Raw genomic sequence first — 16,034 nt, 5'->3', positions numbered from 1 at the left:
TATGAATGAAATTTTAAAAAAAAGATTGAAACTATTAAAAAATAATTTTGGAACTCATATTAATAAAATAGCAAATAAAAAAATACTTATCACCGGAGCAAATGGCTATATAGGTTCAATTTTGACTTTAATTTTGCATGGTAATGCAAAATTATATTGTCTTGTTAGAAACAAAGATAAGATGATTGATCGTTTTCAAGAAATTTGTGGTGATATAGATAAGATTGATATATATGAAGATTTATATAAAATACAAGATAAGATTGATATTGTTATCCATTGTGCAGCACCTACGCAAAGTGATTTTTTTATTGAAAATCCTATAGATACTGTAGATATTATATATACTAATACTAAAAATATTCTAGATTTCTCAAAGAAAAATAATGTTGAAAAAATTATATTTTTATCAACAATGGAAATTTATGGAGATGTAATAGGTGATAACATTGTTGAAGATGATATAGGAAAATTCAGTGTTACTAATATTAGAAATTCATATCCTTTAGCCAAACAAATTAGTGAATTTATGGTTCATTCATACTCAAAAAAATACTCATTGAGTACTGCTATAGTGAGATTAACACAGGCTATTGGTCCAACGGCACAAATTAATGATAATAGAGTTTATATGGATTTTATCCGCTCAGCAATAAAAAAATCTCAAATTACATTATTTACCAAAGGTGAAACAAAAAGAGAATATATAGATGTATTTGATGTTGCTACGGCTATTATTTTTGTGATGTGTGAAAAAAAAATGTTTGAAATATATAATATATCAAATCCAAATATTTTTATCAGTATTTATGATTTAGCAAAAACTATTTCAGCTAAACTAAATGTACAAGTTGTTTTTGATTTACAAAGAGATACATCTCAATACCTTCCATCTTTTTCGAGGAGATTAAATTCTAAAAAAATATATCAATTAGGTTGGACACCATTATTTGACCTAAATCAATCTTTAGATGATATGATTAAATATATTAAGGAAGTAAATGAATAAAATAAAAAAATATTTATTTAAAATTTTTAGATTTTTACCATTAAGTAAAAATAAAATAGTTTTTATTGCGCATTCTGCAAGTAGATTTGATTGCAATCCAAAAGCTATTTTTGAAGAGTTGTTGCAAAGTAATGCACAAATTAAGTGTATTTGGATTTTAAATAAAAAATTACATCATGAGTATCAAGATAAATATCCTAATGTTCTATTTGTAGAGCCTAATTCAATAAAAACTTTTTTTCATTTAAGCACTTGTAGGGTTTTTATCAATAATCAAATTCATATTTATTATAAGAAAATGGGATTTAGTAAAAGACCAGATCAGTTGTATTTGCAAACTTGGCATGGTTCATTTGGAATGAAGCATGTATCGATATCTGATAACATAGATACAGTGCATGAAGCATGTACTGATATGGATTATTGGATTACTAATAGTTTTTTTGAAAGTAATGTATATAAAAATACTTTTGATAAGAATGCTAAATTTATTGAAATTGGACATGCAAGAAGTGATTGTTTATTTTCAAGTTGTAATAAGAATATTTATTCTTATTACAACTTGGATCCCGATAAAAAAATTGTATTATATGCTCCAACCAAAAGAGAAGATAGTTTTAATAACTTTGAATTAGATTTTAAAAAATTAAAATTTATATTGGAAAAAAAATTTCAAGTTAATTTTGTTATTTTAATAAGAACTCATAGAAATTTAAAATTTGATTTTAAGAATGATAATATTATCGATGCTTTTGATTATCCTGATGTGATGGAGCTTGTTAAAGAATGTGATGTTTTGATTTCGGATTATTCTTCTATTATTTGTGATTTTGCATTGACTTATAAACCTATATTTATTTATGCAAAGGATTATGATACTTTTATTTTAACTTCTAAACTTTATCATGATTATTCAAAACTACCTTTTGGTTTGTCTAAAAATTTTAATGAGCTAGAAAATTGTATTGCAAATTTTGATTATGATACTTATAAGCAAAAGCTAAAAGAGTGGTTAGAGAATGTTGGATGTATAGAAGATGGTAAGGCTGGTAAGAAAATATCAAATTTAATTATTCAATTTATCAATAAAGATAAAAATATAAATCTTTATACCACCAATCAAATTACTCCTTATATAGCTAAAATTATGGGCTTTAAAAATATTTATTTTACTTTTAGAAATATTGGAGATCAGATCATTATGATGAGATCTTTGGAATTGTTGCATCAGAAAACTAAACAAATTTTTTTGATAGGAACTACTCTACCAGACTTGTGGAAAGAAGTGAAATTTGTAAAAGTCATTAATCTTAAAGAAATTAAACCTCATATATATCAAAAAGAACAATTTGATCTGATGACAAGTTATGGTATAAAGCCTATTTTTTTAACACAAGAGTCTTTTAATAAAGAAAAAGGTAAATACATAAGGACATATGGACCCAGCCATATAGTTGCAAATGTATGCTCTAAACTTGGATTGGAAGGTGATATTGCAGTTGATTTGCATTTTCCTCTAAGTGAAAAAGAAAAAACATTTGGGAGATTTGTATCTGAAAATAGAAAGCAAATAGCTATTATTTCAGGAGGATTGCAGAGATATAAAACTTATCCATTTGGAAAATTGCAACAAGTTGTTGATGAGTTAAAAGATAGGTATGATTTTATTCAAATTGGTACTAAAAAAGATTTACCATTAAGAGGTGCCTTGGATCTAAGAGAAAAGCTGACATTGCGAGAAGTTGCTAGCACGCTATATAACTCAGATTTATTTGTAGGTGGTATAGGAGGGCTAATGCATATGGCTAATGCTGTAGGCTGTCCTAGCGTAGTGTTATATAGTGAAGCTGAACCTAATTATATGGTTAATTATTATAATAATATAAATGTTTTTCCAAAAAATAATATTTGTCTTAAATGTACCGAAGGTAAACATTGTCCTTGGACCTCCCCTTGTAAAGCAGAAAGTCAAAAATATTCATGTATTGATAACATTAGAATAGAAGATGTAATAGATGCTATTAATAAGCGTATTTATATGCCCAGAAATTTAAATAAAACCACTATTTATAATGTGGAAGCAAAAAAAGTTTTTGGTTTGGAAGAGCAAAAAAAAGTGGGTTTTTCTTTTCAATCTTTGAATAATAAATATATTTATCTAGATAGAAAAAAAGAAAAAGATAAAAAAGTTTTACAGTTATTGATTTTTGGTTTAAAACCGGTATCTATACTATGGAAAAAAAGATACTATAAATTAAGAATATTTAATATTCATTTATCATTTGATAAATTTAAATTTAAATTTAGAATTGGCAGGGAAAAGGAGGATATTGATAATGCAAATTTAACTTATCGTATCGGCAATAGTGAATGGATTAAAGGTTATGAAAAATATTATAATCAATTTTTAAAATTACAAAAATATTTTGATAAAAAAAGCCTTGAATTATTGCATTATATTTTTCAAATAAAATTATTATCAAAAAAAACAAATAAACAATATATTGAATCAGAATATTTTGATAATAAAAAAAGATTGATTTTAAGAAATGAACTAATAGGATTGAAACATTCTGTTGGAAATCTTTTTTTAGAGGGTCAACCTATAGATGTTTATATGTATGGTGGTTTTATAACCTTGATTCAACAAACTAATTCTTATGCTTTACTTCATGAATGTTTTATAAAAGGTAGTTATTTTTCTTATATTAAAAGTAATGATATTATTGATATAGGTATAGGCAATGGCTTAAGTTCTTTTTATTTAAGCAAATATACAGATAAAAAATTGTATTGTTTTGAAGCTTCAAATAAAGTTTATGATTTGTTTTTAGAAAGTGTTAAATTAAACAATAAACAAGAAAAAATTATGTCTTATAATTTGGCAATAGGTTCTAAGAAACAGTCAGTATATGTTAGTAATAGAATTGATAATGGTAATAAGACAAGTTTAAGTATTCAATCTCATTCTGTTTTTATGGATACAATAGATAATCTTGTTGAAGAATTATGTATTAAGCCAAAAATGATCAATATATGGGTTAATGGAGATGAATATGATTGTTTAATAGGAATGTTTTCTACAATAAAAATTTTTAGACCAATACTTCATATTAATATATCTTATTCTGCAGAAATTTTATTTCGAGTTATTGATTTTGCCATAAACTCATTAGACAATTATAACTTTAAAATTCGAAAAACAATAGAACCGCACATCGTTCAAGAGTTGTTTTTAATCGCAACTCCAAAAGAATTAAAATAAAGGATTGAAATGGGTAAGATTATAGCGGCAAGACAAGATGGATTATGCTCTAGATTGGGTTCAATCTTAAACGCAATGTATTTGGCAAAAAAAACACAAAAAGATTTTTATTATTTTTGGCCAGATTCAGAAGAACAAATGAAAAAATGGGAAGAAATTAAAACTCAAAATAATTTCAGAAGTCTTGAATGCGATAATGAAAAAAATATTTTTTCCAAAGATTTTATAGAGAGTTTTTCTATGGGCACTTCTTTTCAAAACCCAGGGATGCCTTATGGTTTAAAACAGCATCATAGCGTGTTTAAAACTACTCTAGAAGAGTTAATAGTCAAAGATGGAGATATATATATTTCTCATATTCCTTGTTTTAATTATATTAATGGTATTGACAAAAAAGATTACTATGAGAATATGAAAAATTTATGGCAACAGATTGATTTTCATCCAAGAATTAAAAATATAATAAATAAAGCAAGAAAAATAGCTAAACAGTTAGGTAATTTTACCGCAATTCATATAAGAATTGCTGATGTGGCATTAAATGAATTATATAAAAATACAGGTTTTTTTGTTTATAAATTTTCGCCTTTGGAATTGGTTTTTGAAATAATCAGACAAAAAACAAAAGATAATAAAATCGTTTTATTTTCGGATGATCTTGATGGTGCAAAAGTTTTACAACGCTACTGCTTTGCAAAAAAAATAGAAAATATCTTTGTAGTTGATGAATTTATAGATAATGATATCCAAGATGAAAATGATAGAGCTTTTTTTGAAATAGCTCTCATGGGTTTTGCAGAAAAAGTATATACAGGAGATTCAAATTTTTCAAAATTTGCTTCAAGGGTTGGGCTTGGAGAGGAAGCAACATACATTTCCCAAGTATTTTCAAACCAACAAAGATATGATCTTATAATCCATAATAGTGATAATAATCTTATTTTAAAACCTTTACAAGAAGCTTATAAATATTTGTATTTATATACGAGGGGAAGACTTATAAAAAAACCTTGGAGTGAACTAGAAAATATAGCCTTCAAGGCTTTAGGACTAGATCCAGCAAATAGTTTGTATAAAATTTGCATATTAGAGTGTTTTTTGCGTCAAAAGCATTATGAAAAAGCAGAAGCGTTTTTGGCTGATATTTTTAGAAATGACTTTGTGAATTTTATTAAAGATCTTCTAAACCCAATGATGATTTTTAAAGATTCTTTCTTTGAAATTCTCTCTCAAGTTCATGTCAAATATGATAAATTGCATTTGTTATATTTATTCACACTTAAAAATGACAAAAAATTACTAGGAGCACCATCTCGTATTAAAAACCATCTTGCTTATAGACTAGGACAAATTGCAGTAACAAATTCTAAAACAATAGGTGGTTATTTTAGGTTGCCTTTTAATTTAATAAAAGAATATAAACAGTATAATCAAGAACAAAAAAATTATCAAATGATCATCAAGTTAAATCCAACTTTAGCTTTACCAAAATTACAAGATTATAATGATTATCAAGAAGCGGTAAAAATTAAAAAATATTTTAGCTACAGATTAGGTGAAGCTATTATACAAGCTAATAATACTTGGTATGGGGGGGGGTATATCAAGCTGTGGTTTAAGATAAAAAGGTTGAGAAAAGAGATTGGAAAGGGGTAAAGATGCGCTTAAAGGAAAATGATTTACTTGATATTGCTATTGATAAAAAAGCTTTTCAAAGTTCTTTGTCACGATGGTCAAAAACTAATGATCCGCAAAGAGCAATTGATAGTAACTTAGAAAGTGTTGATTATGCATTTCATACAAATTTAGAAAATAGTCCTTGGTGGATGGTAGATTTAGAAAAAGAATATGCTATTGAAATTATCAGAATTTTTAATAGAATATATTGTTTTCATGAGGTGGCTAGAAAATTAACTATAGAAATTTCTAAAGATGGAAAAACATGGTTATTAATTCATAAAGGATTGAGTAGTTTTTTAAAAGCAGGTATAGAGTGTGAAGTAGTGTTACCTATTCCAATGAAAGCTAGATATGTTAAAATATCCTTAGATGGCAAAGGTTATCTACATCTTTCTAAAATTCAAGTTATGATTAGAAAAAGCACTAGACCTTTATTTATTGGTGCAAGAGTTGATGGGCTAGGTTGTAGAATCCTAGCAATATTAAATGCAATGTATTTAGCGCATAAAGAAAATGCTCATTTTGGTTTTATATGGAGTGAAAAAACTAATTTCAATGGCGAAGTTTTTGAAAAAGAAAAACAAGCTAATTTTATTGGCAGAAATATAGGAAATGAATTAGAAATTTTTGACAAAAAATTTATTGAAAAATATTCTTATACAAATAGCGGATTAAGTCATAATTATGGTATTAATGCGGAAAAAAAAATAAAATATGCCAATTTATTAAAGGAGAAAAATTACCACGAAGTTGATTATTTGTATTATATTTCAAGTGTTGATTTAAGTGTTTGGATAGAGGAAATTGATCAGAAAGATTACTATGAAAATATAAAAACAATGTGGAATTTGATAGAATTTTCTGCAGATGTTTCTTTTTTGATAAATGAAGCAAAGAAAATTCATAAAAATTTAGGTCAATTTATTTCACTTCATATTCGGAGTGGTGATATTATCGTGGCAGATGGTTTTAAAAACTTAGGAAATTGGTGGTATAAGGCAATGCCGCTAGAAATAGCAATGGGTATTATAGAAAGTATATTCTGTGATGCAAATGTTGTAGTTTTTGGTGACGATGAGGAATTGGTGGTTGCATTAGAGAAATATTATAATAAAAAAAGAAAACTTTTTAGTGTTAATTCGCTTTTCAATGTTAGTGTATTAAAAGATACACATAGAGCTATTTTTGAAATTACCCTTATGTCTTATTCTGAAAAAATTTATACCGGGGGATCTAATTTTGCTAGATTGGCAAATTTAATAGCTTTTTCAAAAAATCCAGATCCTTATTATAAAATTTTGTCTTTACAACAAAGATATAGTTATATAAAGAAAAATTTAGGCTTTATTAAATTAAATTCTTATCAGAAGGCATATTCATATTTTTATATTTTTATGCTATCAAGAGAATTAAACTTTGACATAGAAGAGAGATTAAAATATATAAAAAAAGCTTTGCGCTATGATAATAGTAATGATTTATATAGAATAGGTATTTTGGAATGTTTGTGTTTAAAACAAAAATATAAGCAAGCCGAAAAATATATTTCAATAATAATAAAATATAGGCATTCTACTTTTTTACCGATTTTTATAAATTCTGCTATGGTTTTAAAAAAGGAAGTTTTTGGTTTGCTATTGGAGGTAAATAAAAATGATAGTGTATATTTATATTTCCTAAAGATGATTGTTTTTTATTTAAAAAGAGATACCCGTAAAGCACTGGAGTATTTTAAAAATATAAAGAACAATATTTTTTTAAAAGATTTGATTGATATTTATATGCCAGGATTTTATACAGAATCCCAAAAAATCAGTCATGCTATTAAAAAAATACAGGAAAAACCACTTTTACTAGGAGCACCATCTCGTATTAAAAACCATCTTGCTTATAGACTAGGACAAATTGCAGTAACAAATTCTAAAACAATAGGTGGTTATTTTAGGTTGCCTTTTAATTTAATAAAAGAATATAAACAGTATAATCAAGAACAAAAAAATTATCAAATGATCATCAAGTTAAATCCAACTTTAGCTTTACCAAAATTACAAGATTATAATGATTATCAAGAAGCGGTAAAAATTAAAAAATATTTTAGCTACAGATTAGGTGAAGCTATTATACAAGCTAATAATACTTGGTATGGGGGGGGGTATATCAAGCTGTGGTTTAAGATAAAAAGGTTGAAGAAAGGGTCTTAATGGAACATGATATATTGGTTATTTCTGCTAGAAAAGATGGATTTGGGGCAAGATTAAATGCTATGTTTAATGCATGGTATATAGCTCAAAAACTCAACTGTGCTTTTGGTTTTGTTTGGCCAAAGCCCAATGGGCCTATGAGTTTTTTTAATAAAAATAATAAAAATTTAGATGTGTTATTTGATATTTTTAGTGAAGATGAATTGTTTTCTCAAGAATTTTGCAACAAATACTCTTATACTGCTAAACTAGAGCCATTTGAGTGTCATTTAATTGTAGACAAAAAAATATATTTTAAAGATTTATTATCTTTAAATAAAAAAAATATATATGCACCTTTGTGCAATCTTAAAGAACAATTTTACGATTTTGATGAAGAAGATTTTTTTGTTAAAACTAATGAATTTTGGAATTTGATTAAATTTAATGAAAAACTAGAAGATTTGGTTATAGAACTAAAAAAGCAAATTCAAACAATAGGAGGTTATAGTGCTGTTCATATTAGAGGTGGCGAAATAGTCTACTGTGATAATATAAGAAGAGCTGGAAATTATGCTTATAAAGCATTGCCTATTGAGTTGGCGGTAGCAAAAATAGAAGAAGAGTTGCAAACAAACAACAGTGTTATATTATTTCAGGATGACACTAAGACTTGTGAAGATATAAAAAGGTTTTTTAATACTAAAAATTTTAAAGCAAAAGTGTATACTTTTACTGATTTCACATTTACTAAACATCTAAATGGCAATGAAAGGACATTTTTGGAAATCATTTTAATGTCTAAATCGTCAAGAATTTATTCAAGCGGTAATTCAAATTTTTCAAGAGTTGCAATTTCTATAAAAGGTATACATCAAGTCTCACTATATAATATTTTTAGCATAAATCAACAATATAAAATTTTAAATCAATACATAGAAACGATCTCAGGTATTCATCCTTTGCAAGTGGCTTTTTCATATTATCACTTGTATTTAATGGCTGTTAAATTTGGAGATAAAGAACAAATGATTTGGTATTTAAAAAAAGCTCGGCAGTTTGATTCAGAAAATGAACTATATGATATATTTTTAGCAAATAGTTATCTACTTAATAATGAATTTGATAAGGCAGAAGAGTTATTAAAGATAAATTTTAATAAAAGATATTATAGTTTTAAAAAGTGGTTGTTGAATAAATTTTATAATTCATATACCAGTGGCAAAGTTTTTGATAACTATAAAAAATACGCAAATGAAAAATATCCAAATTTATCTCATGCTGCGGCATTGATTTATCAAAGCGAAGGTAATGTAAAACATGCAGAGAGATATTTGTATATGTCTTTAAAAGAGTTACCTTTTTTTGTCTTATGTATTGAACATTTAAATCATAAATTAGATACAGAATCCCAAAAAATCAGTCATGCTATTAAAAAAATACAGGAAAAACCACTTTTACTAGGAGCACCATCTCGTATTAAAAACCATCTTGCTTATAGACTAGGACAAATTGCAGTAACAAATTCTAAAACAATAGGTGGTTATTTTAGGTTGCCTTTTAATTTAATAAAAGAATATAAACAGTATAATCAAGAACAAAAAAATTATCAAATGATCATCAAGTTAAATCCAACTTTAGCTTTACCAAAATTACAAGATTATAATGATTATCAAGAAGCGGTAAAAATTAAAAAATATTTTAGCTACAGATTAGGTGAAGCTATTATACAAGCTAATAATACTTGGTATGGGGGGGGGGTATATCAAGCTGTGGTTTAAGATAAAAAGGTTGAGAAAAGAGATTGGAAAGGGGTAAAGATGGCTATAGAATTTGATATACAAGAATCAAAAATTTTAAAAGGAGTATATATAATAACTCCTAATAAATTTAGAGATTTGAGAGGGGAAATTTGGTCAGCATTTTCTGAAGATTGTTTAAAGCATTTGATTCCTGATAACCTAAATTTTGTTTTGGATAAATTTACCTTATCAAAACCAAATGTTTTAAGAGGAATTCATGGAGATCACAAGTCGTGGAAGTTGGTAACTTGTGTGTATGGAGAAGTGCATCAAGTGGTGGTTGACTGTAGAAAAGACTCTCCTACTTATCTAAAATGGGAAAAATTTATTATCAATCAAAATAATCAGAAATTAATTCTAATCCCACCTTATTTTGGAAATGCGCAGTATGTTAGCTCAAAAAGTGATGCTTTATATTATTATAAGTGGGCTTATGAGGGTGAATATGTTGATGCCAAAGAACAATTTACCTACGCATGGAATGATAGTAGAATTGCTATAGATTGGCCAACGAATAATCCTATATTATCAGATAGGGATATTGATGCAACAATTAATGATCATACTAAAGGATTTTAATGAATAAAGATTCTAGAATTTATATAGCAGGACACAAAGGTACAGCTGGTACTGCCTTAGTAGAAAACTTAAAAAAAAGAGGATATGAAAATTTAATTCTTAAAACACGACAAGAACTTGATTTACTGAATCAACAAGCTGTGATTGAATTTTTTAAAAACGAGCAGCCAGAATATGTTTTTTTGGCAGCAGTTTTGCCATGTGGTGCTGCTAATGTATCTCAAAGAGCAGATTTTATATATGAAAATATAACTATACAAAATAATATTATCCATCAATCTTTTAAATTTGGAGTAAAAAAATTAGTTTTTTTTGGTTCAGGTTATATGTATCCTGAAAAAACTCTCAACCCTATCAAAGAAGAAAGTATGTTGACTGATATATTAGAATATAATGCAACCTCGTTTGGTGTTGCAAAAATATCAGGTACATTGATGTGTGAATCATATAATATTCAATACGGAACCAATTTTATAACTTTAGCTTTAAATAATCTATATGGAACAAGAGCAAATTTTGACTTTGGAAAGTCTAGAGTGCTACCAGCACTACTTAGAAAATTTCATCTAGCTAAACTACTAGAAGAAGAAAGAGAGGATGAAATTTTAAAAGATTTAAAAATGAACTCATTTGTTGAAGCGAAGAAAGATTTAACTGATTTTGGTATTTTAAAAGATTGTGTGGAAATTTGGGGGACAGGGAAAGTTAGAAGAGAATTTATACATAGTGATGATTTGGCTGATGCTGCTATTTATGTTATGGAAAATGTAAATTTTTCTGATTTATATAAAAAAGATGAAAAAATAAAAAATACACATATTAATATTGGAACAGGTATTGATTATAGTATAGCAGAAGTTGCTCAAATGGTTAAACAAATTGTCGGATTTAAAGGAAAATTGATTTTTAATCCTAATAGACCAGATAGCACAATGGATCGTTTAATGGATTGTTCTAAAATTCATTCTTTAGGTTGGAGACACAAAATTGAACTTAAAGATGGTATTAAAATGATGTATGATTGGTATTTAAATAAAGGAGAATAAATGAAATATACACTAGCCTCATCAACTTGGGATGAAAAGGAATTACAAGCAATACAAGATGTTATTAAAAGCGATATGTTTACCATGGGTAAAAAGGTAGCTGAATTTGAAAAAGATTTTGCTAAATTTACAGGCTCGAGGTATGCAGTTATGACAAGTTCAGGTTCAGCTGCAAATTTGATAGCAACAGCAGCCTTGTTTTATACAAAAAACCCTAAATTAACAAGAGGGGATGAAGTTATAGTTCCCGCGGTATCATGGAGTACTACTTATTATCCGTTTTACCAGTATGGCTTGAAATTAAAATTTGTAGATATAGATTTAGAAACACTAAATTACAACTTAGATGCTTTAAGTAGCGCCATTAGTGATAGAACAAAAATGATTATGATTGTAAATTTATTAGGAAATCCTAATGATTTTGATGCAATTAATAATCTTATTAAGGGAAAAGATATTATCTTGCTTGAAGATAATTGTGAATCAATGGGTGCAGAGTATAAGGGAAAGCAAACTGGAACTTTTGGTATTATGGGAACTTTTTCAACATTCTTTTCTCACCATATGGCCACAATGGAAGGTGGTTTTGTTATCACAGATGATGAGGAGCTGTATCATATTTTGCTATGTTTAAGAGCGCATGGTTGGACTAGAAACCTTCCAAAAGAAAATTTAGTAGCCAATAAAAGTGATGATTGGTTTAGTGAATCATTTCGTTTTGTGTTGCCAGGGTATAATGTGCGTCCGGTGGAAATGAGTGGAGCTATTGGTGTAGAACAGCTTAAAAAATTACCCATGTTTTTAAAACATCGTAGAGAAAATGCGAAATTATTCTGTGAATACTTTCAAAATCATCCTGAATTTATTATGCAAAAAGAAATTGGAAGTAGTTCATGGTTTGGATTTTCTTTGGTGATTAGACCAAATTCGAAATTGCAAAGAAAAGATATTATTAAAAAACTAGAAGAAAATGATATAGAATATCGTCCTATAGCTACTGGAGATTTTACACAAAATGAAGTGATTAAATATTTTGATTATGAAATTCATCAAGATCTGAAAAATGCAAAATATATTCACGAGAAAGGATTTTTTGTAGGTAATCACCAATTTAGCATTAGCGAACAAATTAGTTTGTTTAAAAAAGTATTGGATAATCTATGAAAAAAACAGCATTAATTACAGGTTTTACGGGTCAAGTTGGCTCACAAATGGCAGATTTTTTACTAGAAAATACTAACTATGATGTTATAGGTATGATGCGTTGGCAAGAACCTATGGATAATATCTATCATCTAAGTAATAGGATTAATAAAAAAGATAGAATCAGCATTTTTTATGCTGATTTGAATGATTATTCAAGTATTCAAAAGCTTTTTGAGAGCAAAATACCGGATGTGATCTTTCATTTGGCCGCGCAGTCTTACCCAAAAACCTCTTTTGATATACCTATAGAAACATTACAAACAAATATCATAGGCACAGCAAATATTTTGGAAAACATTAGAATTTTAAAGGCAAAAGAGGGGTATGATCCTGTGGTGCATGTGTGCTCTTCTAGTGAAGTTTATGGTAGGGCAAAAGCAGGTGTGAAGCTAAATGAAGATACAACTTTTCATGGTGCAAGTCCTTATAGTATAAGTAAAATTGGTACGGATTATTTGGGACGATTTTACGGTGAGGCTTATGGTATAAAAACTTATGTTACTAGAATGGGAACACATAGTGGTCCAAGACGTTCTGATGTGTTTTTTGAAAGCACAGTTGCAAAACAAATTGCTTTAATTGAAGCGGGTTATCAAGAGCCTGTTATCAAGGTTGGAAATCTCTCAAGCGTAAGAACCTTTCAAGATGCCAGAGATGCTATAAGGGCTTATTATCTACTTTCTCTTGAGAGTCAAAAGGGTAATATTCCTTGCGGAGAAGCTTTTAATATAGCAGGAGAAGAGGCTTTTAAGCTTCCTGAAGTTATAGATATACTTTTAGGATTTTCTACAAGAAAAGATATAAAAATAGAACAAGATGAGCAAAGATTGCGTCCTATTGATGCAGACTATCAAATGTTTGACAATACTAAAATCAAAAACTATATCAGCTGGAAGCCAGAAATTCCAGCTAGGCAGATGTTTGAAGATTTATTAAACCATTGGAGAGATGAGATAAAAAAAGGAAGGATACCATTAAATAGATGAAAACCATACGTACACAAACTCCTCTGCGTCTTGGTTTAGCAGGTGGTGGAACTGATATAAATTTATATTGTGATAAATACACAGGTTATGTTTTAAATGCGACTATATCTTTATATATACATTGCACTTTGATCGAAAGAGAAGATGGAAAAATCATTTTTGATTCGCCTGATACAAATTCTTACTCTGAGTACGAAAGTAAAGAATTCTTAGAAAATGATGGAAAATTAGATATTTTTAAAAGCATTTATAATCGTATTGTAAAAGATTTTACAAAAAAACCTTTGAGTTTTTCTTTGCACACTTATTCAGATGTACCAAGTGGTAGCGGCTTGGGCGGAAGCTCAACTTTGGTTGTAGGGGTTATAAAAGCCTTTGCAGAATGGCTTAATCTACCTTTAGGAGAATATGAAATTGCTAAACTTGCTTATGAGATAGAAAGAGAAGATTTAGGTATAGTAGGTGGAGCACAAGATCAATACGCCGCAACTTTTGGTGGCTTTAATTTTATGGAATTTTATGATAATAAAAGAGTCATTGTCAATCCTTTGCGTATTAAAAACTGGATAGCTAGTGAGCTTGAAGCTAGAACTGTGCTTTATTTTACAAATATCACAAGAGAAGCAAAAGATATAGAAGAGCATAAAAAAGGAAAGCTTGGAGATGAAAAGTCTTTAGAGGCAATGCATGCTATAAAGCAAGATGCTATAAAGATGAAAGAAGCTTTATTTAAGGCAGATTTTGATACTTTGGCACAAATTTTAGGAAAATCTTGGCAGTCAAAAAAAATCATTTCTGAAATCGTTAGCAATGATGAGCTTGAAAGAATTTATTATTTAGCTATGCAAAATGGAGCTTATAGTGGCAAAACTAGTGGAGCAGGAGCAGGTGGATTTATGTTTTTCTTTGTAGATCCTACTAAAAAATACAACTTAATCAAAGCTTTAAGCAAAGAGCAAGGTTATGTGCAGGATTTTTCATTTACAAAAGAGGGAGTTAAATCATGGAGAATTTAAATTCTTATATAAAAGAACATTTTCAAGAATCAATTTTAGTAAAAGAGCAAATTTTAAAAGATGAGAATTTGATAACTCTTATTAAAAATGCTTCATTAGAAGTCATAAAAGCTTATAAAAATGGTAACAAAACTTTACTTGCAGGAAATGGTGGTAGTGCTGCAGATGCACAGCATATCGCAGGGGAATTTGTAAGTAGGTTTTATTTTGATAGACCTGGTATCGCAAGTATTGCACTTACTACAGATACTAGCATATTAACAGCTATTGGCAATGACTATGGTTATGAAAATTTATTTGCAAGACAAGTGCAAGCACAGGGTGTTAAAGGAGATGTTTTTATAGGAATTTCTACAAGTGGAAATAGTAAAAATATTTTAAAGGCTTTAGAGCTTTGCAAGCAAAAAGAAATCATAAGCATAGGCTTAAGCGGAGCTAATGGCGGGGCTATGAATGAGCTTTGTGATTATTGTATAAAAGTACCTTCAACTTGCACACCAAGAATTCAAGAAGCACATATTTTAATAGGACATATTATTTGTGCTATCGTTGAAGAAGAGCTTTTTGGCAAAGGTTTTTCTTGCAAGCAATAATACTTTGTGGCGGCTTAGGAACAAGGCTTAAAAGTGTTATAAAAGACATTCCAAAGCCTATGGCACCGATAAATGATAAGCCTTTTTTAGAATTTATTTTTGAGTATCTTAAAAAGCAAGGCATAAAAGAAGTTATCTTAGCGGTATCATACAAATATGAAGTGATAAAAGAGTATTTTAAAGATGAGTTTTTAGGCATAAAAATAAAATACAGTATAGAAAAAGAGCCTCTAGGAACGGGTGGAGCTATAAAAGAGGCTTTGAAAATTATAAAAAACGAGGCTTATGTTTTAAATGGCGATACTTTTTTTGGCATAGATTTAAGCAAATTAAAGCTAAATGGAAGTAAAATTTGCCTTGCTTTAAAACAAATGAATGATTTTGATAGATATGGCACAGTAAATGTTGATGAACAATGTCTTGTAATTTCTTTTGAGGAAAAGGTATTTAAAAAACAAGGTTTAATCAATGGTGGTATATACTTACTAAAAAAAGATATTTTTGATAAATTTGATTTAGAGAAAAAATTTTCTTTTGAAGAATTTTTACAAGAAAATTATATAAAATTAAAGGCTAGGGCTGAAATTTTTGATGATTATTTTATAGATATTGGTGTGCCCGAGGGTTATTATAATTTTACAACCAACCAAAGCCATTTTTAAAGGAGAAACC

The 16,034-nt window shown here is 28.1% G+C and carries 12 protein-coding genes; all 12 read left to right on the top strand.

Annotated features, from left to right (window positions below; genetic code table 11):
• The first annotated feature begins 1 nt into the window (after position 1).
• The 12 genes from FBF22_RS06935 to FBF22_RS06880 are packed head-to-tail and all read left to right on the top strand — an operon-like array spanning position 2 to position 16,024.
• Positions 2–1,009, top strand: coding sequence for an NAD(P)-dependent oxidoreductase (locus FBF22_RS06935; protein ID WP_002884805.1), 1,008 nt, complete (start codon positions 2–4; stop codon positions 1,007–1,009).
• Positions 1,002–4,274 carry an FkbM family methyltransferase gene (locus FBF22_RS06930; protein ID WP_165433235.1) on the top strand — a complete coding sequence of 1,091 codons (3,273 nt, stop codon included), beginning with the start codon at positions 1,002–1,004 and terminating at the stop codon, positions 4,272–4,274. The genes FBF22_RS06935 and FBF22_RS06930 overlap by 8 nt, the downstream gene beginning before the upstream one ends.
• A 9-nt stretch (positions 4,275–4,283) precedes the next feature.
• Positions 4,284–5,930: a sugar transferase gene (locus FBF22_RS06925; RefSeq protein WP_032593127.1), complete on the top strand. Its 1,647-nt coding sequence runs from the start codon at positions 4,284–4,286 to the stop codon at positions 5,928–5,930.
• A gap of 2 nt (positions 5,931–5,932) precedes the next feature.
• Entirely contained in the window at positions 5,933–8,155 is a 2,223-nt protein-coding gene (locus FBF22_RS06920; protein ID WP_070308464.1) for a discoidin domain-containing protein, read from the top strand.
• On the top strand, positions 8,155–9,915 hold the full coding sequence (locus FBF22_RS08560) for a hypothetical protein (protein WP_248276696.1): 1,761 nt from the start codon (positions 8,155–8,157) through the stop codon (positions 9,913–9,915). Before FBF22_RS06920 ends, FBF22_RS08560 begins: the two co-directional genes overlap by 1 nt.
• Before the next feature lie 39 nt (positions 9,916–9,954).
• A complete protein-coding gene (locus FBF22_RS06910; protein WP_002868501.1) occupies positions 9,955–10,515 on the top strand; it encodes a dTDP-4-dehydrorhamnose 3,5-epimerase family protein in 561 nt (186 codons plus the stop codon).
• On the top strand, positions 10,515–11,561 hold the full coding sequence (locus tag FBF22_RS06905; protein WP_165433259.1) for a GDP-L-fucose synthase: 1,047 nt from the start codon (positions 10,515–10,517) through the stop codon (positions 11,559–11,561). Before FBF22_RS06910 ends, FBF22_RS06905 begins: the two co-directional genes overlap by 1 nt.
• Positions 11,562–12,725, top strand: a complete 1,164-nt coding sequence (locus tag FBF22_RS06900) for a DegT/DnrJ/EryC1/StrS family aminotransferase (RefSeq protein ID WP_002868499.1) — start codon at positions 11,562–11,564, stop codon at positions 12,723–12,725. It begins immediately after the preceding gene.
• Positions 12,722–13,753 (top strand): GDP-mannose 4,6-dehydratase, encoded by a 1,032-nt coding sequence (locus tag FBF22_RS06895; RefSeq protein ID WP_002885281.1) that lies wholly within the window; start codon positions 12,722–12,724, stop codon positions 13,751–13,753. Before FBF22_RS06900 ends, FBF22_RS06895 begins: the two co-directional genes overlap by 4 nt.
• Complete coding sequence (gene hddA, locus FBF22_RS06890; RefSeq protein ID WP_002885278.1) at positions 13,750–14,769, top strand: D-glycero-D-manno-heptose 7-phosphate kinase; 1,020 nt, start codon at positions 13,750–13,752, stop codon at positions 14,767–14,769. The genes FBF22_RS06895 and hddA overlap by 4 nt, the downstream gene beginning before the upstream one ends.
• A complete protein-coding gene (gene gmhA2, locus FBF22_RS06885; protein ID WP_002860371.1) occupies positions 14,757–15,362 on the top strand; it encodes a D-sedoheptulose 7-phosphate isomerase in 606 nt (201 codons plus the stop codon). Before hddA ends, gmhA2 begins: the two co-directional genes overlap by 13 nt.
• A complete protein-coding gene (locus tag FBF22_RS06880; RefSeq protein WP_002885276.1) occupies positions 15,350–16,024 on the top strand; it encodes a nucleotidyltransferase family protein in 675 nt (224 codons plus the stop codon). The genes gmhA2 and FBF22_RS06880 overlap by 13 nt, the downstream gene beginning before the upstream one ends.
• Positions 16,025–16,034 lie beyond the last annotated feature (10 nt).

It is taken from the genome of Campylobacter sp. CFSAN093260 (assembly GCF_012890095.1).
GTDB lineage: Bacteria > Campylobacterota > Campylobacteria > Campylobacterales > Campylobacteraceae > Campylobacter_D > Campylobacter_D jejuni.
The sequence above is the reverse complement of the archived record's forward strand: the minus strand, read 5'-3'. Positions and strand labels throughout refer to the sequence as shown.